The organism is Ensifer sp. ENS11 (genome assembly GCF_014851895.1).
In the GTDB taxonomy this organism is placed as follows: Bacteria; Pseudomonadota; Alphaproteobacteria; order Rhizobiales; family Rhizobiaceae; genus Ensifer; species Ensifer canadensis.
The window spans coordinates 62,547-82,559 of sequence record NZ_JACVAN010000006.1; the positions used below are offsets into that span (position 1 = coordinate 62,547).

Here is a 20,013-nt window from a genome sequence, read left to right on the forward strand (position 1 = left end):
CGAGGCCTGAGATCTGATTTTTGTCAGTTATGCGACAGGGTGCATCGGCCCTTAAGGCGGAGGGGCACGCGGCCGAAAGCTTCGGCGTCACCAAGGCTGCGGGCAAGAATGAGTGCCCCCTGGATGCCGCCGATCACTTCTTCGGCCAGCGCCTGCCGCTCGTTCTCGGCGATACCCTGGCGGCCGAGCGCCTCGGCGAGGGCAGTCCGCCAATCGGCAAAGTATCGGGTGAGCTCGACGGAGAAGCGATCATGGGCGCCGCTGGCGGGCAATGACGCCCATCAGGCAGAGGCGGCGTCCCCGGCGAAAGTAGCTGTCGACGGAGGCAAACATGTCGTCGATCGCAGCCGCCGGCCTTTCGCTGTTGCGCAGCAGGTCGAATATGTTGGTCTGGAACCATAGGGCGATGTCGCCAAGCACCGCCTCGGCCATCTCCTCCTTCCCACCAGGGAAGAAGTGATAGAGGCTGCCCTTGCCGAGCCCGGTCTTCTCGGTGATCAGGTTGAGGCTCGCGCCATCATAGCCGTGTTCGCGAAAGACCTCCGCGAGCGTGGCGATGACGTCCTGGCGCTCGGCGACGACGCGGCTCATGCGGGTTTCCTCGGCAGCGGATACTCGACCTTGCCAAAACGATGAAACAGCGTTCCAACCGCAACCAGCACCAATGAGCCGGTCAGAACGGGGAAAAGCAGGAAGTCGAGGCCGGGGTCGCTGGCAAAGACCACGAGCGGAGTGGCGCCCGCCGGCGGATGGGTGATGCGCAGCGCTGCCATCAGCGCGATCGCAGCACCGACCGCAAGGCCGACCGCCCACCACTCATTGGGGAAGACTGCGCGCATGACGAGGCCGACCAGCGTCGCGATGAAATGTCCACCGACGACATTGGCGGGCTGGGAGAGCGGGCTGCCGTCGACCGAGAAGATCAGCACGCAGCTGGCGCCAAACGGCGCCATCAGAAGCGGTTCGCCGACGATATTGGTGAGCGCGCCGACGGCGGCGATGGCCACGAGGCCACCCATGCCGGCAACGAGGCCGCGGCCGATATGGACGGCAGGTTGGTGGCAATTGAAGAAATGGCGCACGACTGTAACTATCAGTAAAATGTTCACCGATTGGTGCAGTCATACGCTTTTGGAGCCAAGACGGTGTTACATCAGGTCGCGTGCGACCCGCTTGGCAAAGCTCTTCTCGAAGATGGGCGCGTCGTTTTCATAGGCGACGATCTTGGCTTCGGTGATCCAGTCGTCGGCATCGCAGGTGAGAACCGAGGTCGAGACCGTGCGCACCGACCAGCCCTCGCGTTTGGAAATGCAGGTCCAGGTCGAGGTGCCGATCATCGAATGCGGATTGTCGGGAGCGATGGACCAGGTCTCGTCGCGGATGTCCTGCGTCGCGAGCCCGGTATCCGGATGCTCGCTCAAGCCCCCATCCTCGTAGATGCGATAGTGGGTGACGCCGTTGGTCATGTCGCGTTCGACGGTGCGGCTGGTGCTGCCGGCCGTCCGCTCGATGTATTTCGGCAGCGGATCCGGATTTTCCGGCTCCGGCACGACGACCTCGTTGTGCTGGCCGAGCAGCGGAAGGGCAAGCGTCAGGCTCGCTGCGTCGATGGTGAGGCCGGGATCATCAGGCGGCGGCAAAATCATCGGCCAGTAGGACGTCGACAGCGACAGCCGGATGCGGTGGCCGGCGCGCACGCGATAGCCGCAGGCGTCGAGCACCAGTGTGATCCGCGTGCGGCGACCCTTTTCCATTGCCCGCGGTTCGGCATTGCCGTCGCGATGCGCCAGATTGAGCACGCCGAAGGCGATGCGGGTGGCGGTACCATCCGGGTGCACGTCGACGATGCGGGCGACAAGGTTGGCCGTGTCGGCCGGGCAGGTGACATCGACCGAGAGGCTTGGCTGGCCGAGATAGTCTTCAGCCTCCAGCAGCGGCCGCGTTTCGAAGGTCAGCGCTCCGGCATCGTCGATGCGCTGGTCACCGGCCATTTCGGCATCGGGTTTCAGGGTGAAATATTCGCCGGAAGCCGTGCCGGTATCGAGCGGTGATTTCAGATAGACCTCGCCGGTGCCCATATCTTTGGCGTCGGTGGAAAGCCTGCCGTCGAGCGTGATGCCGAGAACCTGCATCTCCGGCTTTTGCCAGACGTCCTTGGCGACCCAGCGGCCAGGGTCGTTGTCGCGCCGGACGGCCGGGCGCGGGCCGTCGAGGATATAGGCGCGCACCTGCGGTCCGCCTTCGGCGCCGTTCTTTTCGTCGCGCAGCCAACGGTTCCACCAGCGGATCGCCTCGCCGTGAAAATCGGCGCGGGGCTTTGGCCAGGCGAAATGCGGATATTTGTGCACCCAGGGGCCGATCAGCGCCTTGGCCTTTGCGCCGAGGCCCTCGACGGCTTTCAGCGGCGTGTTGCGATAACCGTCGGCCCAACCGGCGATGACGAGCGCGGGAGTGTCGAAGCCGCCGAAATCCTCCGAGATCGAGCCGTGCTGCCAGAAGGCGTCGCGGCGCTGATGCTCGAGCCATTCCTCCATGAAGTAGGGTTCGTTCTCCAGGCGCTCCAGCCACATCTCCTTCCAGCGGTCGCCGACGATCGCAGGGTCGGGCGCGCGCGATTGATAGGCAAGCATGGTCGCCGCCCAGGAAAGCTGGGCGGAGAGATGGCACCCATTCTTGTAATGGATGTCGTCGTTGTAGCGGTCGACGGTCGAGGCGATCGAGATCACCGCCTTCAGCGCCGGCGGCTTGAGGGCTGCCACCTGCAGGCAGTTGAAGCCGCCCCAGGAGATGCCCATCATCCCGACCTTGCCATTCGACCACGGCTGGGCGGCGATCCATTCGATGATCTCGCAGCCGTCGGAAAGCTCGCGCGGCGTATATTCGCCATCGATGACGCCATCGGATTCGCCCGAGCCGCGAATGTCGACGCGCACGCCGGCAATGCCGGCGGCGGCAAAGACCGGATAGGTCGATTCATCGCGGAGACTCGTGCCGCCGCGCTTGCGGTAGGGCAGGTATTCGAGCACGGCCGGCACCGGCTCAGCGTCGGCGCCATCCGGCATCCAGATGCGGGCGGCAAGCCGCGTGCCGTCCTTCAATCGGATCCACTCGTTCTCGATCAGGGTGAATTCACGCTCTGACATATCGGTTGTTCCGCTCACTCTCATTGTTCTTACGCGTTTCCAGACGCAAAACCGCTAAACACTTCTGCTGGAAATGCTCTAACGCATTGTTTTTACGCACTTCCGTACGCGAAACCGTGTTCTTAGCTGTCGAACCAGACGCGGCTGGCAACATAGCCGTTCGAAAGGTCGTTGCCGATGTCGTGGACGAAACCCTTCAGCGATGCGGAAGCGGCGTTCACGTAGTCGTTGAACACCGGCAGGATCAGGCCGCCCTCGTCGCGCACCGTCATCGCCATCGTACGGTACATCTCCTTGCGCTTGGCATCGTCGAGCTCCGAGCGGGCCTGAAGCAGGAGCTTGTCGAAGTCCTCGCGCTTGAAGCGCGTGTCGTTCCACTCGGCGCTGGAGAGATAGGAGGTGGAGTAGCGTGAATCCTGCGTCGGCCGGCCGCCCCAGTAGGAGGCGCAGAACGGCTGGACGTTCCAGACATTGGTCCAGTAGCCATCCTCCGGCTCGCGGCGCACTTCGAGCTCGATACCGGCCTTCTTGGCGCTTTCCTGGAACAGAACCGCGGCGTCGATGGCGCCGGGGAAGGCGGCATCCGAGGTGCGCAGAAGGATCGGCCGGTCGTGGCCCGATTTCTTGAAGTGGAAGGCGGCCTTGTCGGGGTCATAGGCGCGCTGCTCGATGCCCTCGGGCGCCAGCGCATAGTTCTCGTTGACCGGATAGTCGTTGCCGAGCGTGCCGAAACCACCGACAACGCGGTCGAGAATCGCCTGTCGGTCGACCGCATATTTGAGTGCGAGCCTCAGGTCGTTGTTGTCGAAGGGCGCCGTGTCGCAATGCATCAGGAAGCTGTAGAAGCCCTTGCCGGCGGTCCGGAGAATCTCGACGCGCGGCGCACGCTTCAGGAGCGGCACCGTCTTCGGGTCGATGTTGTTGATGAAATGCACCTGGCCGGAGGAAAGCGCGGCGATGCGCGCGGTCGTGTCGTTCATCACGATGATTTCGACGCTGTCGACGAAGCCGCGGTCCTGGCGCCAGTCATTGGCGTTCTTCTCGAAGGTCGAGCGCAGGCCGGCTTCATAGCTTGCAAGCTTGTAGGGGCCGGTGCCGATGGGCGAGGCGGGATTGTCGACGCCGCCGCGTGGCTGGATGATCAGGTGATAGTCGGTCAGAAGCAGCGGCAGGTCGGCATTGCCTTCGGTCAGTGTCAGCACCAGCGCGCCGGCCTTTTCCTCGATGTTCTTGATCGAGCGCATCAAGCCGAGCGCACCTGATTTCGAGCCTTCGTCCGAATGCCGCTTCAGCGTGGCGATGACATCGGCGATGGTCATCTTGCTGCCGTCGTGGAAGCTGACGTCGCTGCGGATCTTGAAGGTCCATTGCGACGCATCCGCCGAGGGCTCCCAGGATTCGGCCAGTGCCGGCAGCGGCGCGCCGGTCTTCGGATCGGATTCGACCAGGGTGTCGCCCCAGAGGTGGCCGATGACGAAGGACACCGAGCCGCTATAGCCGGCGGGATCGAGCGTATCGGTGGTGGCGCCGCCCTTCAGGCCCAGTTTCAGGTGACCGCCGCGCTTGGGCTCCTCGGCGCGTGCATCGCCCGCAACCATCGTGCCGCCCAAGCCTGCCGCCAGACCGAGGGCCGCGGTGCCCGCCAGGAAGCCGCGGCGGTTGATGCCTGTCGGCACGATGAGGCCGTCGGGACGCTTGGTGAATTCGCTCATATGCAGGTTCCCTCTGAAGTGTTGTTTCAAGGGAAAACCTAACGGCTGCGGCGGGTTGCACAATTTCGCGACTTGACGCTGATTTACGCGACTTTACGCTATCTGTTCCGGATCGCTGGGAGCCGCTCGTGCACGACGCCGACAACTTTGCCGCCAATCTTCGTTTCGCCTGCGCGACGCGGCGATCGATCTCGCAGATCTGTCGCGAGATCGGCATCAACCGTCAGCAGTTCAACCGCTACATCAGTGGCGAGGCGCGGCCGTCGGCGCATAATGTCGCGCGCATCGCCAGCTTCTTCGGGCTGCAGGCGCAGGACTTTTCCCTGTCGTCGAAACTGTTCGAAGCCCGCATGGTCAGGCCCGATCGCGACCGCTCGCAAGCCGGGCTGCTGCTTGAAGGATTTCCCGGTGATCTGGCCGGGCTTCGCCGCCATATCGGCTATTACCAGACCTACCATCTCTCGCCGTCGTGGCCCGGCCGCGTCGTCTGTTCCTGCGCCCGCATTCACGAGGAGAGCGGATCGATCCGGGTGAAGTCGATTGAGCGCATCCGCGATGCCGCCAACGAAATCCAGCAGTTTTCGAAATATGTCGGCCTCGTCACCTTCTGGCGCAATCGCATCTTCATCGCCGAGCGCAGCGTCGGGCGCCAGCCGATGCTGTCGCAGACGATCCTGATGCCGTTCGAAGTGCATCAGCGCGTCTATCTGCGCGGCACGACCATGGGCGTTTCCTGGCGCAAGGAAAACCTGCCCTATGCCTCGCGGATGATCTGGCGCACCCTCGGCCAGGAGCCGGATATCCGGCAGATGCTGTCGCGCTGCGGCGTGCTGGCCACAGGCTCGCAGCAGATGCCCTCGACGGTCAGGGCCTTTCTCGAAACGCCTGATGCCGACGTGCTGACGGTGCCGACCGATTATTGAGATAGCGTGCGCGGCGTTGCCGACTTAAAGCGCATCGCGATCTCCAGGTTTGCTCGCTGCGCTTTAAGTTCTTGTTTCTACGCATGTCGTTATCGCAAAACCGCTGCGCACTTTTGCGCGACATGCTCTAGATTGCGTTGCATTCCGCGTCTGCACCGTCGAAGGAGAAGCTGATGAAATCTGCAGATATCGCCATGTCTGGACTTCTGCTCGCGGTCTCGGCCATGCCGTCTGCCGCCGAAGATGCGCGCCCGCCCATCCCGGCTTGCGCGCTTTCCGGCTCCACCAGCGTCATGATCGGCGGCCAGCCGGCGCTTCGGCTCTCCGACGTCGCCAACTGTCCGCCGGAGCTTTACGAGGTGGTGCCGAGCATCATGATCGAAGGGCAGCCGGTCGCGCATTTCCGGTCAGGCAGTGGCGCCACCGGCGACTGCACCGCCAAGGCGGAGCCGTCGGTGACCTTTGAGGGCGAAGCGGCGCAACGATTGGGCGATGTCGATTGCAAGGTGAAGTGACGGCTGGATCGTCTTGACCAACCTAGCCCTCTCCCCGCAGGCGGGGAGAGGGGACTACGTAGGCACTTTCGGCGCTGGCCCTCAGTTGCCCGCACTTTCCATGCGGCGGGTCGTCAGCACCCGCTCCAGCCAGCCGATTTCCATCTCGGGAACGGACTTTAGCAACAGGTCGGTATAGTCGTCGAAGGGCGGTGCCAGCACCTTGGACTTCGGGCCGAAACGCACCAGCCGGCCGCGATGCATCACCGCGACGCTGTCGGCAATCGCCCGGACGATGGCGATGTCGTGGGTGATAAAGACATAGGAAACAGCGGTTTCCTCCTGAAGCTTCAAAAGCAGATTCAGGATGCCTTCGGCCACCAGCGGGTCGAGGGCCGAGGTTGGCTCGTCGCAGAGGATGAGTTCCGGCTCCGCGGCGAGCGCCCGGGCAATGGCGACGCGCTGCTTCTGGCCGCCGGAAAGCTCGGCCGGATAGCGATCGAGGAACTTCGTTCCCATCTCGATCTGGTCGAGCAGTTCCTTGACCCGCGCCGTCTTCTTGGCGCCATGCATGCCGAAGTAGAAGGACAGCGGTCGGCCGACGATGTCGCGCACCGTTTGGCGCGGGTTCATCGCCGTATCGGCCATCTGGTAGATCATCTGGATGCGGCGCAGTTCGTCGTTGCTGCGGCCCTTCAAGGCGCGCGGCAGTTCCTTGCCTTCGAAGGTGATGCGCCCTTCGGTCGGCGGCAAGAGGCCGGTGATGACGCGCGCCAGCGTCGACTTGCCGGAACCGCTTTCGCCAACGATCGCCAACGTCTGGCCCTTGGGCAGATGCATGGAAACGTCGTGCAGCACCTTGAAGCCGTTGGCATAGCCAGCGCTGATATGCTCGATCTTCAATTGCGTGCCGGTCTGGTCCGGCGCTTCTTCGCGCTTGGTCTGGCGTACGCTGACCAGTGCCCGGGTATAGTCTTCGGCCGGAGCCTCGATCACCTGTTTGGTGGTGCCGTACTCCACCGTCTTGCCGTGGCGCAGCACCATGATGTCGTCGGAGATCTGGGCGACAACGGCAAGGTCATGGGTGATGTAGAGGGCTGCGGTGTGCGTTTCCTCGATCGCGTGCTTGATCGCGGCGAGCACGTCGATCTGGGTCGTCACGTCGAGCGCCGTCGTCGGCTCGTCGAAGACGATCAGCTCCGGGTTGGGGCAGAGCGCCATAGCGGTCATCGCCCGCTGCAACTGACCGCCGGAAACCTGGTGAGGATAACGCTCGCCGAAGCTTTCCGGATTCGGCAAGCCGAGCACCTGGAACAGGTAGAGCGCACGCTTTTTTGCTTCCTCGCGGTTCATGATGCCGTGGCGAAGCGATGCCTCGATCACCTGATCACCGAGCCGGTGCGCCGGGTTGAAGGCGGCGGCCGCCGACTGTGCGACGTAGCAGACGCGGGCGCCGCGGATCGAGCGGATGCCGTTCTTGTCGAGCGGCAGGATATCCTTGCCGTCGAGCAGCACCTGGCCCCCGGTGATGCGCACGCCACCGCGGCCATAGGCGAGCGCCGACAGGCCAATGGTCGACTTGCCGGCCCCGGATTCGCCGATCAGGCCAAGCACCTTGCCCTTCTGGAGGTCGAAGGAAACGCCTTCGACCAGGGTCACGGTTTTCGGTGGCTCGCCCGGGGGATAGCTGGTCGCTTCGATCTTCAGGTTCTTGACGGAAAGAAGCGTGTTCTTGTCAGGTGAAGCCTCAGGCATCGCCACGCCCTCCTTTCAGGCTGGAGGTTCTCTTCATCAGCCAGTCGACCACGAGGTTGACGCAGATCGCCAGTGTCGCGATCGCAGCACCCGGGATCAGGGCAGCTGATATGCCGAAGATGATGCCATCCTTGTTGTCCTTGACCATGCCGCCCCAGTCGGCGGCCGGCGGCTGGATGCCGAGGCCGAGGAAGGAGAGGGTGGAAAGAAACAGGATGGAAAAGGCAAAGCGCAGGCCGAACTCGGCAAGCAGCGGCGACAACGTGTTGGGCAGGATCTCGCGGAAGATGATCCAGACGCTGCCTTCGCCTCTTAGTCTGGCCGCCTCGACGAACTCCATGACCGCGACATCGAGCGCGACCGCGCGGCCGATGCGGAACACGCGGGTGGAATCGAGCACGGCCATGACCAGGATCAGGATCCACAGATGCTGCGGCAGCACCGCCAGCACGACGAGGGCGAAGATCAGCGTCGGGATCGCCATCATCAGATCGTTGAAGCGGGAGAAGAACTGGTCGACGAACCCGCCCATGACCGCGGCGGTGAAGGAGAGGATCATGCCGAGCGAGAAGGACAGCACGGTTGCCGCCAGCGCCACGAAGATGGTGGTGCGGGCGCCGTAGATCAGGCGCGACAGCAGGTCGCGCCCGAGATTGTCGGTGCCGAGCAGGAAGTCGCCACCGGAAGGAAGCCAGACGTCGCCGACGACCTCGCGTTCGCCGAAGGGGGCGATGACAGGGGCGAACAGGGCGCAGAAGATCGCAATGGCGATGCCGGCGATGCCGATCCAGGCGCTAAGGGGGATGGATCTCAGGTTCATCGCGGATGCCTCAGTCTCGGGTTGGCGAGAATGGCGATAATGTCGGCCGCCATGTTGAGGAAGATGTAGAAAGCCGCGAAGATCAGGCCGCAGGCCTGCACGACCGGCATGTCGCGCACGGTCACGGCATCCACCATGTATTGCCCCATGCCGGGATAGACGAACACCACCTCGACCACGACGACGCCGACGACGAGATAGGCAAGGTTGAGCGCGATGACGTTGATAACAGGTGCCACGGCATTGGGAGCGGCGTGGCGGGCGATGATGCGGAACATGCCAAGCCCTTTGAGTTCGGCCGTCTCGACATAGGCCGACGACATGACGTTGAGGATCGCCGCTCGGGTCATGCGCATCATGTGGGCGAGAACGACGAGCACGAGGGTTGCGACCGGAAGCGCGATCGCCGAAAGCCGCTCGCTGAAGGTCATGCTGTCATAGACCGTCGCCGGGAAGGTGGCGACGCCGAATTTGACGGCGAAGAACATGATCAGGAGATAGCCGACGAAGAACTCGGGCAGCGAGATGGCCGCCAGTGAGACGACGTTGATGATCTTGTCCGGCAGCCGGTTGCGGAACTGCACCGCCAGCATGCCCAAGCCGACGGCAAGCGGCACGGAGACGAGCGCGGCGAAGAAAGCGAGGAACAGCGAATTGCCGAGACGCTTGCCGATCTGTTCCCCGACCGAGTTCTTGCTGGCCCAGGAGGTGCCGAAGTCGCCTTGCACGGCGCCGCCGAGCCAGGAGAGGTAACGCTCGCTCCAGGGCTTGTCGAGGCCGAGGTCCTTGCGGATGTTTTCCACCGCCTGCGGCGTTGCCGACTGGCCGAGATAGGTGGTGGCGAAGTCGCCGGGAAGCGCCTCGATGCCGCCGAAGATCATCAGCGACACGGCAAAGAGCAGGCCGACGCTCAGGCCGAGGCGCTGAAGGATCAGCGCCGCGAGAGGACGGCGAAAGATAAAGCGCCGCCTGAAGGTGCCACCGAGTTCGCCCTGGGCGTCGGCGGGGTTGGGTTTTGCTGGTACACCGGAAAGATCGGCAGACCGCGGATGTGCTCCATCCGCGGTCCCATCCGTCGGAACCGGACCAGTCATCGGTCCGCTTTCCATCATCAGGCGTCGAGCCAGACGCGGGTCGCGACGTAGCCATTCGACATGTCGTTGCCGATATCGTGGACGTAGCCTTTCACCTGCTTGGTGGAGGCGTTCACGAAGTCGTTGAACATCGGCAGGATCAGGCCGCCTTCGTCGCGCACCATCATCGCCATGGTGCGATACATGTCCTTGCGCTTGGTCTCGTCCAGTTCGGAGCGTGCCTCGAGCAGGATCTTGTCGAAGTCGGGGCGCAGGAAGCGCGTGTCGTTCCAGTCGGCGGTGGACAGATAGGCTGTCGAATACATCTGGTCCTGGGTCGGGCGCCCGCCCCAGTAGGATGTGGAGAACGGCTGGACGTTCCAGACGTTCGTCCAGTAGCCGTCGCCCGGTTCGCGCTTGACCTCGATCTCGATGCCTGCCTTCTTCGCGCTTTCCTGGTAGAGCACGGCCGCATCGACGGCGCCTGGGAAGGCGACGTCGGAGGTGCGCAGCAGCACCGAGCCACTGTGGCCGGACTTCTTGTAATGGAAGGCCGCCTTGTCGGGGTCATAGGCGCGCTGCTCGATGCCTTCGGGGAAGAGGGCGTAGGTGTCGTTGATCGGGAAGTCGTTGCCGACCTTGCCGTAACCGCCGAGGATGCGCTCGACCATGGTCTCGCGGTCCATCGCATATTTCAGCGCCATGCGCAGGTCGATATTGTCGAACGGCGCAGTGTTGCAGTGCATGATGAAGACGTAGTGGCCGCGGCCGGACGTGTTCAGGATCTCGACGGTCGGCGCCTTCTTCAGGAGATTGACGGTCTTCGGATCGACGCGGTTGATGAAGTGGACCTGACCGGAGGAAAGGGCCGCGATGCGAGCGGTGGCATCGTTGATTGCAATCAGCTCGACCGAATCGACAAAGCCGCGATCCGTCCGCCAGTCGTCGGTGTTTCGCTCGAAGGTGGCGCGAACGCCGGCCTCGAAGCTCGCCACCTTGAAGGGTCCGGTGCCGATCATGGCGTCGGGAGCGTCGATGCCACCATTCGGCTGGATGATCAGGTGATAGTCGGACAGAAGCAGCGGCAGATCGGCATTGCCCTCCGTCAGCTTCAGCACCAGCTTGTCGCCGTCGGCCTTGATCTCCTCGATCGATTTCATCACGCCGAGCGCGCCGGACTCCGACTTCTCGTCGGTGTGGCGCTGCAGCGTCTTGATGACGTCGTCGATGGTCAGTTCCTTGCCGTCGTGGAACTTCACGCCCTTGCGGATGGCGAAGGTCCAGGTCGAGGCATCGGCAGATGGCTCCCAGGATTCGGCGAGCGCCGGCACGGGTGCGCCGGTGGTCGGATGGCTTTCGACCAGCATGTCGCCCCAGTTGCGGCCGACGACGAACATGAACTGCGAGAGTGCCTTGGCCGGATCTTTCGAGTCGGTCGCGGCAGCGCCTTCGAGGCCGAGTTTCAGATGGCCGCCGCGCTTCGGCTCCTGGGCCGCGGCGCTGGTGGCAAACAGTGTTCCTGCCGTCGATGCGAGGATGCCGGCTGCAGCCGCGCGTCCGAGAAATTCACGCCGGTTCATCCTGCCGAGCATGACCTGTCGTGTGAGGTAATCCTTGTAATCGCTCATTCCCCTGTTCCCTTCTGTGTCGGCATTCGCCGTTCGTTGTGGTTGGTAGAGATTGCTGCGTACCGCCACCTTGCGGATGGCTTTCGGATCGGCCGTTTGGGCCCATTTTTTGTCTTCGCTTGCCTCGTTTCTCCTTTCTCGGGCGGACGCTCTTGGCTTCAGATCGATAAGCCTAATCGCTCGATTGCACCTTGTAACGTCCTAAATTATAATTCATTTCCATAAGCTACATTTATGGATAGGCCTTCGGCGGCGCGCGGGAGACCCCACACGTTCCGTGACGTCGCTTTGCCGGTTCACCGGCCCGTCGTCAGTCCTGCGCCGCCCGTGGCAGCGTCTGTCAGCGCCCCTTCCAGACCGGGTCGCGCTTCTCGGCAAACGCCTTTGCGCCCTCCAGCTGGTCCTCGCTCGAATAAAGAATGTCGACAGTCTTGAACTGCCGGCGGGTGATCTTGTTCATCGTCGCCTGGAAGGTCTCGCCCTCGGCTGCGCGCACCACTTCCTTGATGGCGGCATAGACGAGCGGCGGGCCGCTCTCGAGCAGGCGGGCGAGCTCCCAGGCGCGCGCCATCAGCTTGTCGGCGGGCAGGATCTCGTTGACGAAGCCCCAGCGGTTGGCTTCGACGACATCGAGCCAGCGGCCGGTCAGGAGCATGTCCATGGCGATGTGATAGGGGATGCGCTTCGGCAGCTTGATCGAGGCGGCGTCGGCGACGGTGCCGGAGCGGATTTCCGGCAGCGCGAAGGTGGCGTGCTCGGCTGCGAGGATCAGATCGGTGGAAAGCGCGATTTCGAGGCCGCCACCGCAGCAGATGCCGTTGACGGCTGATATCACAGGCTTGTTGAGATCGCGCAGTTCCTGCATGCCGCCGAAGCCGCCGATGCCGTAGTCGCCATCGACAGCATCGCCGGCCGCCGCCGCCTTCAGGTCCCATCCCGGACAGAAGAATTTTTCGCCGGCCCCGGTGATGATGGCGACGCGCAGCGTGTCGTCGTCGCGAAAGTCGCGGAAGATCTCGCCCATCACCCGGCTGGTCTTCAGGTCGATGGCGTTCGCCTTCGGCCGGTCGATCGTGACTTCGAGAATGCCGCCTTCGCGGCGGGTAAGGATCGGTCCGGTCATGGCGTCAGTTCCTCCGGCGGATCAGGGCGTCGGCGGCGATGGCTCCATGGCCTTCCGGTAACACCATTAAAGGATTGATATCGAGTTCTTCGAGGTTTGAAGCGTTTGAAACGACATAGGATGCCGCAGCGGCGACAGCGTCGGCAAGGGCCGCGAAATCGCCCTTCGGTCCGCCGCGGTAGCCGTCGAGCAACTTCCTGATCTTCAGTCCGTCGATCGCCTCGCGGATCAGCTCCGGCGTCGTCGGCAGCGTCAGGATTGCGGAATCATCCAGCAGTTCCACGAGGATGCCGCCGGCGCCGATGGTCAGCACCGGGCCCGCGACGGGATCGCGCATCGCGCCGATGATGAGTTCGGCCACGGGTTTTGCCACCATCTTCTCGATGAGATAACCCGATGCCACGGCAGCCATGCCTTCCGCGGCGCTAAGCACCTCGGCACTGCTTGCAAGGTTCAGCTTGACGGCCCCGGCCTCGGTCTTGTGGGCGACGCCCAGCCCCTTGAGCACGACGGGGAAACCGAGGCTTTCGGCTGCCGTGGCGGCCTCTTGCGGCGTCGATGCGGTCGTGCCCGGCGGAACCTTAAGGCCCGAAGCCGCAAGCTCGGTCTTGGCTTCATGTTCGCTAAGGGTGATGGCATTGCCACCGCCTGAAACGCCGCCGTTCAGGAGCTTCGGCGGTGCGGGTCTGGCCCAGGCCGCGCCGATGCCGGCAGCGGTCTCGACGGCTGCCAACGCCTCGTCGATCCCAAAGAAGGGGATGACACCGGCAGCCATCAGAGAGAGTGCCGTCTGTTCCGGCATGTTTTCGCCGAGGCTGGCGACGATACCGGCGCGGGCGCTGGTCGCGTTTGCCGCATCGATCACCGCGTCGCAGGTCGTCACCCAGTCGGCCGCGTCGCAGCGGTCCTGGCGGGGGAAGTCCAGCACGATCAGGTTGAGCGCATAGCCGCCCTTCATCATCGCGCTGAAGGCGGTCGTCTGTTTCTCGCGGTTGCCCCAGACGAAGGTGTGGTAGTCGAGCGGGTTGGCGATCGTCACCATCTCGCCGAGGCTTTCCTTCAGGGGGCGTCGCTGTTCTTCCTTCAGTGCCCGGAAGTTGACGCGATAGCGCACGCCGGCATCCGCCATCAGCGAGGCCTCGCCGCCCGAACAGCTCATCGAGGAAATCTCGCTGCTTTCGAGCGGGCCGGCGACATGCAGCAGCTTCAACGTTTCCAGCAGCGCCGGCAGCGTGTCGACGCGGCCGATGCCGAGGCGGGCGAGAAGTGCGGAGGAGACCCGGTCGTTGCCGGCAAGCGAGGCCGTGTGCGAGACCGTGGCAAGCTGGGCTGCCTCCGACTTGCCGACCTTCAAAGTCACGACCGGCTTGCCGAGTTCACGGGCGCGCGTTGCCAGCCGCTCGAGCGCTGCAATGCTGTCGAAACCCTCGATATGCAGGCCGACGGCAGTGACGCGCGGATCTTCCAGCACGGCGCAGGCGATGTCGGACAGGCCGGTCTGCGCCTGGTTGCCGGCGGTCATGAGATAGGCGAGCGGCAGGCCGCGCGTCTGCATCGAGATGTTGCAAGCGATGTTGGAGGATTGCGTCAGGACGGCAACGCCTCTTTCGACGCGCTGCATACCGTGCTGGTCGGGCCAGAGCAGGGCGCCGTCGAGCATGTTGATGAAGCCGTAACAATTCGGGCCGACGATTGGCATGTCGCCGGCAGCGGCAACGAGCGCTTCCTGCATGTCGTTGCCGTCATCGAGTTCGCTTGCCGCCTCGCGAAAACCCGAGGCATAGCAGACGGCGCCGCCGGCACCGCGCGCCGAAAGCGCCGCGATGATGTCGATGGTGAGCTGCCGATTGACGCCGACGAAGGACGCGTCCGGTGCTCCGGGAAGGTCGGCGACCGAGCGGTAGCACCTGCGTCCGAGGATCTGGTCCTCCCTCGGATGCACCGGCCAGATATCGCCGGCGAAGCCCATCTTGTCGCATTGTTCGATGACCCGCCGCGCCTCCTTGCCGCCGAAGACGGCGATGGATTTTGGTCGGATCAGCCTGTCGAGGGAACGGGGTGTTTGGGTCATCTAATCAGACACTCCCACGTTCCTGTGTTTCGCGACGCCCTCATTCCTGTGCTCGTCACAGGAATCCAGCCGTCTTGCATCGGCAAGCCGGTGAAGAGTGTTTCTGCCTTGGAGGCGGTGTCGGGTCTGGTGTTCGTCAAAGGGTCAATCGCGGCACGGACGTGCCGCTGCTGGATTCCTGTGACGGGCACAGGAATGAGGGGTGGGGAGGAGCGCCGCTCGATCATTCGTTACGCTCCGAGCGGCCGCAGCAGGTCGCGGCTGATGATGTGGCGCTGGATCTCGGAGGTGCCGTCCCAGATGCGCTCGACGCGGGCGTCGCGCCAGAAGCGGGCGAGCGGCAGGTCGTCCATCAGCCCCATGCCGCCGAAGATCTGGATCGCCTCGTCGGTGACGCGGGCAAGCATTTCGGTGGCGTAGACCTTGGCAGAGGCGATCTCGCGGTTGGAGGGCAGGCCCTGGTCGAGGCGCCAGGCGGCCGAAAGCGTCAGCAGATCGGCGGCGTCGATCTCGGTGATCATGTCGGCGAGCTTGAAGGAGACGCCCTGGTTGGCGCCGATCGGCTTGCCGAACTGCTTGCGCTCGGCGGCGTAGTTCAGCGCGTAATCGAAGGCGCGACGCGCGCGGCCGACCGAGGTCGCAGCCACCGTCAGCCGTGTGGCGAACAGCCAGTCGTTGGCGACGTCGAAGCCTTTGTGTACTTCGCCGAGGATCTGGGCGGAGGGCAGGCGGCAGTCGTCGAAGGTCAGGATGCAGTTGTTGTAACCGCGGTGGGAGACGGAGCTGTAACCCTTGCGGATCTCGAAGCCGGGCGTGCCGCGGTCGACGAGGAAGCAGGTGATCTTCTTTTTTGGCCCGCGCGGTGTGTCCTCTTCACCCGTTGCGATGAAGACGATGACGAAATCGGCGATGTCCGCATGGCTGATGAAATGCTTGGTGCCGTTGACGATCCAGTCGTCGCCGTCCTTGCGGGCAAAGCACTTCATGCCGCGCACGTCGGAGCCGGCATCCGGCTCGGTCATGGCGAGCGCGTCGAACTTGTCGCCCTTGACCGCCGGCAGCAGGTATCTTTCGCGCTGCTCGTCGTTGCAGGCCATCAGGATGCCCGAAGGGCGGCCGAAGAAGACGGTGAGGCCCATCGAGCCGCGGCCGAGCTCGCGTTCGACCAGCGTGAAGGACGTATGGTCGAGACCGGCGCCGCCCACCTCTTCGGGGAAATTGCAGCCGAAGAAGCCGATTTCCTTGCACTTGCGGGCAATATCCTGGCCCAGTTCGGGCGGCACGATACCCGTGCGCTCGACCTCGTCCTCATACGGATAGATTTCGGTCTCGACGAAGCTGCGGACCGTGTCGACGATCATCTGCTGTTCATCGGTCAGTGCGAAATTCATGTGTTCTCCCTCGCAATTTATCTGCCTGCCCTCTGGCCGATCTCCCCATCGGCCGCTGGCATGCGCGGTTGCCTGCCCCTCACCCTAACCCTCTCCCCGCAGGCGGGGAGAGGGGACGCTTTGCGACTGCGCTCCTACTGCCGAAGACAGGGGCGAGCGGCTGCAGCATGTTCCTTCGCCCGTTGACGGGGACAAGGTCGCGGCAGCGGGATGAGGGGCGGCCGTCGCCCGACTTTTCCCGCAAAGACTGCCCCTTCCACGTCGAAGGAGCCGTCCGTTAGCGCTTCTGGCCGACGAACCGTCCGGCACCTTCGGGCGTCGGCAGGCCGGCGTGGGCCTCGGTGATCGCCTTCAGCTTGTCCAGGACCTTGGCTGGGGCAGCGACCGATTTGCCGGCCTTGCTGTCGACGTGCAGCATCATCTGCTCGGCGGTTGCGATGGCTTCCTTCGTTTCGGCATTGTAGATCGTCGAGAAGAGATGCAGGCGCTTCTCGTCCGACGACAGAAGCTGGCAGGTCGAATAGAGCGCATCGCCGAGCTTGGCCTCGCCGAGGTTCCGGATATGGGTCTCGACCGTGTAGTAGCTGTGGCCGTCGCGGACATAGTCGAGGTCGACGCCGATCAGGCGCAGCAGGCCGTCGGAGGTATCGCCGAACACCTGGAGATAGCGGTGCTCGGTCATGTGGCCGTTATAGTCGACCCAGGCGGCGCTGACCTTGGTGTCGAGAATGTGCAGCGGCTTGACGTCGCCGAGATCGGCTTCAGGCTTCTTGGCGTTGGCCCAGAGCTTCGCCTCGAAGTCGGCAAGCAGCTTGCCGGCGCCCCAGCCTTCGCCGCCATTGCCCGATTTCAGCGCATGCATGATGCCGACGAGGTTTTCGTCGCGGATGCGCTCGAGCTCGCGGATCGAGCGGCCGGCGGCCTGCGCGTCCGACTGTGCACCGATCTTCTCCACCAGCGCATCGTCGAGATCGACGACATCGGTGAACTTGGTCCAGGGCCATTTCAGGCAGGGGCCGAACTGGGCAAGGAAGTGGCGCATGCCGGCTTCGCCGCCGGCGATGCGGTAGGTCTCGAACAGACCCATCTGCGCCCAGCGCATGCCGAAGGAGTAACGCATGACATTGTCGAGCGTCTCGGTATCGCAGATGTCATCCTGGATCAGCCACAGCGCCTCGCGCCAGAGCGCTTCCAGCAGACGGTCGCCGACGAAGGCCTCGATCTCCTTGGCAATGACGACGCCCTTCATGCCGATCTGTTCGACGCCCTGCATGGCGCGCTCGATCGTCGCCTTCGACGTCTTCTTGCCGCCGACGAGTTCGACGAGCGGCAGCAGGTAGACGGGGTTATACGGGTGCGCCACGAACATGCGCTCGGGGTGCTTCATCTCGGCCTGCAGGTCGGATGGTAGCAGCCCCGAAGTGGAGGAGCCGATCAGCGCGTCAGGTCTTGCGGCGGCATCGATCTGAGTGATGACGCCGCGCTTCAGCTCCAGCCGCTCGGGCACGCTTTCCTGAATCCAATCAGCGTCCTTGACCGTTTCCTCGATGCTTTTGCAGAAGGTGAGTTTTCCCTTCGGCGGCAGCGGCGCCATGGTCAGCATCGCATAGGCGCGCTCGGCATTGGCCATGACTTCGCCGATGATGCGTTCTGCCTCCGGATGCGGGTCGAAGATCTTCACATCGATGCCGGCAAGCGCAAACCGCGCTACCCAGGCGCCGCCGATGACGCCGCCACCGACGCAGGCTGCTTTCGTTATAAGGCTCATGATATCCCCGCTCAGCGCTTCGTCAGCTTCAGTTTCTTGCGGACCTCATCCGGCCCGATGATCTTGGCACCCATGCCCTCGATGAGGCCGACTGCCTTTTCGACGAGCTGACCGTTGGTCGCGAGCTGGCCCTTGCCGATATAGAGATTGTCTTCGAGGCCGACGCGGACGTTGCCGCCGGCAAGGACTGCTGCTGCCGGGTAGGCAAGCGCGTTCCGGCCGATTGAGAAGGCAGAGAAGGTCCAGTTATCCGGCACGTTGTTGACCATGGCCATGAAGGTGTTGAGGTCATCAGGCGCCCCCCACGGAATGCCCATGCAGAGCTGGATCAGCACCGGATCCTCGATCAGCCCTTCCTCGGCGAGCTGCTTGGCGAACCAGAGGTGGCCGGTGTCGAAGGCCTCGATCTCGGGGCGGACACCGAGCGCCGTCATCTGCCGCGCCATTTCGCGCAGCATCGACGGCGTGTTGGTCATGACATAGTCGCCGAGCGAGAAGTTCATGGTGCCGCAGTCGAGCGTGCAGATTTCCGGCAGGCAGTCGGCGACATGGGCAACGCGCTCGGTGGCGCCGGCCATGTCGGTGCCTTTTTCGTTGACCGGGAACGGGCTTTCGACATTGCCGAAAACCAGGTCCCCGCCCATGCCGGCTGTCAGGTTGAGCACGACATCGACATCGGCGGAGCGGATGCGGTCGGTGACTTCGCGGTAGAGATCGAGCCTGCGGGCAGGGGCGCCGGTGTCCGGATCGCGGACGTGGCAGTGGGCCACGGCAGCACCCGCCTTGGCGGCTTCAATCGCCGCATCGGCAATCTGCTTTGGCGTGATCGGAACGTGGCTGGACTTTGAAACGGTGTCTCCGGCGCCGGTGACGGCACAGGTGATGAATACCTCGCGGTTCATGCTGAGCGGCATTGCAGTCTCCCTTTTATTAAAGCCATTACGAGCCAAGAACGGCGGCTCTGCTTTTCATAATCGGTTCTATCTTGTACATTATCGGCAACGATAAGGAGAAGTTTGCGAATGGATCAGAGCGTTTCGCAGGTGCAGCACGCCGACATCCTGGTGTTGCCGGAGACCAACCTGATCCTCGTTGCCTCGGTGATCGAGCCGATGCGCGCTGCCAACCGCATCGCCGGCCGGCCGCTCTACAGCTGGACGCTCTACAGCCCTGACGGCGAGCCGATCGAAACCAAGAGCGGCATCCCCATTCCGGTTGCAGGCGCTTTCCGACCACAGCGCGAAACGGCGCCGCTCTTCATCCTGTCGAGCTACAATTGGCAGCGGAGCGCCACCTCGCAGCTGAAGATGATGCTGTCGCAGACGGCGCGCCATCGCGAGCTGATGGCGGGCATCGAATCCGGCTCCTGGCTGCTTGCCGAAACCAGCTTGCTCGACAATTCCAAAGCCACCACCCACTGGGAGGATTTCGAGGATTTTACCGCCACCTATCCGCAGGTGACGATGGTGCGCGAACGGTTCGTCATCGACGGCAAGCGCATCACCACCGGCGGCTCCCTGCCGACGCTCGACCTGATGCTGGAGCTGATCCGCCGGGCGCACGGCTATTCGCTGGCGCTCGAAGTGTCGCGCCTGTTCATCTACGAACAGGAGCGCACCCGCGGCGACCTCCTGCAGATGCCGGCGATCGGCAACATGCGCATCCTCGACCCCCGTGTCGGCGCCGCGGTCAAGCTGATGGAGGAAACGGTTGAGGCGCCTTTGACGCTCGCGCGGCTCGCCCGCCGCATCGGCGTCGGTGCCCGGCACCTGCGGGACCTGTTTCGCGACACGATGGGGGTGGGGCCGCACGAACATTACCTGGCGCTGCGCCTTAATGCGGCGCGGCGTAAGGTGATCGAGACGCGCATGGAATTTGCCGACATCGCCGCGATCACCGGCTTCAATTCGTCATCATCCTTCTCGCGCAGCTACCGCGCCCATTACCGCGAGAGCCCGAGCGAGACGCGTCGTCGGCTGAAGCTTGGCCATGGAGCCGAGGATCGCGGCCGTTCGCCGGAGGGTGCGATCGGCAAGGCCAAGGCGACTGGACATCCCTAAGGCACGTCGCGCAAAAGTGTTCAGCGGTTTTGCGATGACGACATGCGAAAAA

At 63.7% G+C, this 20,013-nt stretch carries 15 protein-coding genes and 1 pseudogene; 3 read left to right on the forward strand and 13 right to left on the reverse strand.

Annotated elements, in window-relative coordinates:
* Nucleotides 1-23 precede the first annotated feature (23 nt).
* From IB264_RS13655 to IB264_RS13670, 4 genes and pseudogenes are all read right to left on the reverse strand, one after another.
* Nucleotides 24-591, reverse strand: a pseudogene (locus IB264_RS13655) (TetR/AcrR family transcriptional regulator).
* Entirely contained in the window at nucleotides 588-1,109 is a 522-nt protein-coding gene (locus tag IB264_RS13660; RefSeq protein ID WP_244445412.1) for an HPP family protein, read from the reverse strand. Before IB264_RS13660 ends, IB264_RS13655 begins: the two are co-directional and overlap by 4 nt.
* 39 nt (nucleotides 1,110-1,148) lie before the next feature.
* The gene (locus IB264_RS13665) at nucleotides 1,149-3,143 is read right to left on the reverse strand and encodes a CocE/NonD family hydrolase (protein WP_025427821.1); all 1,995 of its coding nucleotides are present in this window, start codon (nucleotides 3,141-3,143) and stop codon (nucleotides 1,149-1,151) included.
* Between the two features lie 122 nt (nucleotides 3,144-3,265).
* The gene (locus IB264_RS13670) at nucleotides 3,266-4,855 is read right to left on the reverse strand and encodes an ABC transporter substrate-binding protein (RefSeq protein ID WP_025427820.1); all 1,590 of its coding nucleotides are present in this window, start codon (nucleotides 4,853-4,855) and stop codon (nucleotides 3,266-3,268) included.
* A 128-nt stretch (nucleotides 4,856-4,983) separates the two neighbouring features.
* Here IB264_RS13670 and IB264_RS13675 point away from each other — a divergent pair, with 128 nt between their 5' ends.
* Nucleotides 4,984-5,778 (forward strand): helix-turn-helix transcriptional regulator, encoded by a 795-nt coding sequence (locus IB264_RS13675; RefSeq protein ID WP_025427819.1) that lies wholly within the window; start codon nucleotides 4,984-4,986, stop codon nucleotides 5,776-5,778.
* 173 nt (nucleotides 5,779-5,951) lie between these two features.
* Complete coding sequence (locus IB264_RS13680; RefSeq protein WP_025427818.1) at nucleotides 5,952-6,293, forward strand: PAAR domain-containing protein; 342 nt, start codon at nucleotides 5,952-5,954, stop codon at nucleotides 6,291-6,293.
* A gap of 81 nt (nucleotides 6,294-6,374) precedes the next feature.
* On the opposite strand, the gene IB264_RS13685 is transcribed toward IB264_RS13680, so the two are convergent.
* The 9 genes from IB264_RS13685 to IB264_RS13725 all read right to left on the reverse strand — a co-directional run bounded on the left by IB264_RS13685 (nucleotide 6,375) and on the right by IB264_RS13725 (nucleotide 18,815).
* Nucleotides 6,375-8,027, reverse strand: a complete 1,653-nt coding sequence (locus tag IB264_RS13685) for an ABC transporter ATP-binding protein (RefSeq protein ID WP_025427817.1) — start codon at nucleotides 8,025-8,027, stop codon at nucleotides 6,375-6,377.
* Nucleotides 8,020-8,847 carry an ABC transporter permease gene (locus IB264_RS13690; protein ID WP_025427816.1) on the reverse strand — a complete coding sequence of 276 codons (828 nt, stop codon included), beginning with the start codon at nucleotides 8,845-8,847 and terminating at the stop codon, nucleotides 8,020-8,022. The genes IB264_RS13685 and IB264_RS13690 overlap by 8 nt, the downstream gene beginning before the upstream one ends.
* Nucleotides 8,844-9,959 (reverse strand): ABC transporter permease, encoded by a 1,116-nt coding sequence (locus IB264_RS13695; protein WP_025427815.1) that lies wholly within the window; start codon nucleotides 9,957-9,959, stop codon nucleotides 8,844-8,846. The genes IB264_RS13690 and IB264_RS13695 overlap by 4 nt, the downstream gene beginning before the upstream one ends.
* Nucleotides 9,959-11,548, reverse strand: a complete 1,590-nt coding sequence (locus IB264_RS13700) for an ABC transporter substrate-binding protein (RefSeq protein ID WP_025427814.1) — start codon at nucleotides 11,546-11,548, stop codon at nucleotides 9,959-9,961. Before IB264_RS13700 ends, IB264_RS13695 begins: the two co-directional genes overlap by 1 nt.
* Nucleotides 11,549-11,888: 340 nt before the next feature.
* The gene (locus IB264_RS13705; RefSeq protein ID WP_025427813.1) at nucleotides 11,889-12,671 is read right to left on the reverse strand and encodes a carnitinyl-CoA dehydratase; all 783 of its coding nucleotides are present in this window, start codon (nucleotides 12,669-12,671) and stop codon (nucleotides 11,889-11,891) included.
* A 4-nt stretch (nucleotides 12,672-12,675) separates the two neighbouring features.
* Nucleotides 12,676-14,742 (reverse strand): acetate--CoA ligase family protein, encoded by a 2,067-nt coding sequence (locus IB264_RS13710; protein WP_025427812.1) that lies wholly within the window; start codon nucleotides 14,740-14,742, stop codon nucleotides 12,676-12,678.
* Between the two features lie 230 nt (nucleotides 14,743-14,972).
* On the reverse strand, nucleotides 14,973-16,133 hold the full coding sequence (locus IB264_RS13715; protein WP_025427811.1) for an acyl-CoA dehydrogenase family protein: 1,161 nt from the start codon (nucleotides 16,131-16,133) through the stop codon (nucleotides 14,973-14,975).
* Nucleotides 16,134-16,410: 277 nt separating this feature from the next.
* A complete protein-coding gene (locus IB264_RS13720) occupies nucleotides 16,411-17,901 on the reverse strand; it encodes a carnitine 3-dehydrogenase (protein ID WP_025427810.1) in 1,491 nt (496 codons plus the stop codon).
* 11 nt (nucleotides 17,902-17,912) lie between these two features.
* Complete coding sequence (locus tag IB264_RS13725; protein ID WP_025427809.1) at nucleotides 17,913-18,815, reverse strand: 3-keto-5-aminohexanoate cleavage protein; 903 nt, start codon at nucleotides 18,813-18,815, stop codon at nucleotides 17,913-17,915.
* 108 nt (nucleotides 18,816-18,923) lie between these two features.
* Here IB264_RS13725 and IB264_RS13730 point away from each other — a divergent pair, with 108 nt between their 5' ends.
* Nucleotides 18,924-19,961 carry a GlxA family transcriptional regulator gene (locus IB264_RS13730; protein ID WP_025427808.1) on the forward strand — a complete coding sequence of 346 codons (1,038 nt, stop codon included), beginning with the start codon at nucleotides 18,924-18,926 and terminating at the stop codon, nucleotides 19,959-19,961.
* Nucleotides 19,962-20,013 lie beyond the last annotated feature (52 nt).

What these genes read in the sequence shown, in the direction of transcription:
- IB264_RS13665 (WP_025427821.1), bottom strand. Translation starts at nt 3,143, where the DNA reads ATGTCAGAGCGTGAATTCACCCTGATCGAGAACGAGTGGATCCGATTG.
- IB264_RS13725 (WP_025427809.1), bottom strand. Translation starts at nt 18,815, where the DNA reads ATGCCGCTCAGCATGAACCGCGAGGTATTCATCACCTGTGCCGTCACC.
- IB264_RS13700 (WP_025427814.1), bottom strand. Translation starts at nt 11,548, where the DNA reads ATGAGCGATTACAAGGATTACCTCACACGACAGGTCATGCTCGGCAGG.
- IB264_RS13730 (WP_025427808.1), top strand. Translation starts at nt 18,924, where the DNA reads ATGGATCAGAGCGTTTCGCAGGTGCAGCACGCCGACATCCTGGTGTTG.
- IB264_RS13710 (WP_025427812.1), bottom strand. Translation starts at nt 14,742, where the DNA reads ATGACCCAAACACCCCGTTCCCTCGACAGGCTGATCCGACCAAAATCC.
- IB264_RS13695 (WP_025427815.1), bottom strand. Translation starts at nt 9,959, where the DNA reads ATGATGGAAAGCGGACCGATGACTGGTCCGGTTCCGACGGATGGGACC.
- IB264_RS13685 (WP_025427817.1), bottom strand. Translation starts at nt 8,027, where the DNA reads ATGCCTGAGGCTTCACCTGACAAGAACACGCTTCTTTCCGTCAAGAAC.
- IB264_RS13705 (WP_025427813.1), bottom strand. Translation starts at nt 12,671, where the DNA reads ATGACCGGACCGATCCTTACCCGCCGCGAAGGCGGCATTCTCGAAGTC.
- IB264_RS13720 (WP_025427810.1), bottom strand. Translation starts at nt 17,901, where the DNA reads ATGAGCCTTATAACGAAAGCAGCCTGCGTCGGTGGCGGCGTCATCGGC.
- IB264_RS13680 (WP_025427818.1), top strand. Translation starts at nt 5,952, where the DNA reads ATGAAATCTGCAGATATCGCCATGTCTGGACTTCTGCTCGCGGTCTCG.
- IB264_RS13690 (WP_025427816.1), bottom strand. Translation starts at nt 8,847, where the DNA reads ATGAACCTGAGATCCATCCCCCTTAGCGCCTGGATCGGCATCGCCGGC.
- IB264_RS13715 (WP_025427811.1), bottom strand. Translation starts at nt 16,133, where the DNA reads ATGAATTTCGCACTGACCGATGAACAGCAGATGATCGTCGACACGGTC.
- IB264_RS13670 (WP_025427820.1), bottom strand. Translation starts at nt 4,855, where the DNA reads ATGAGCGAATTCACCAAGCGTCCCGACGGCCTCATCGTGCCGACAGGC.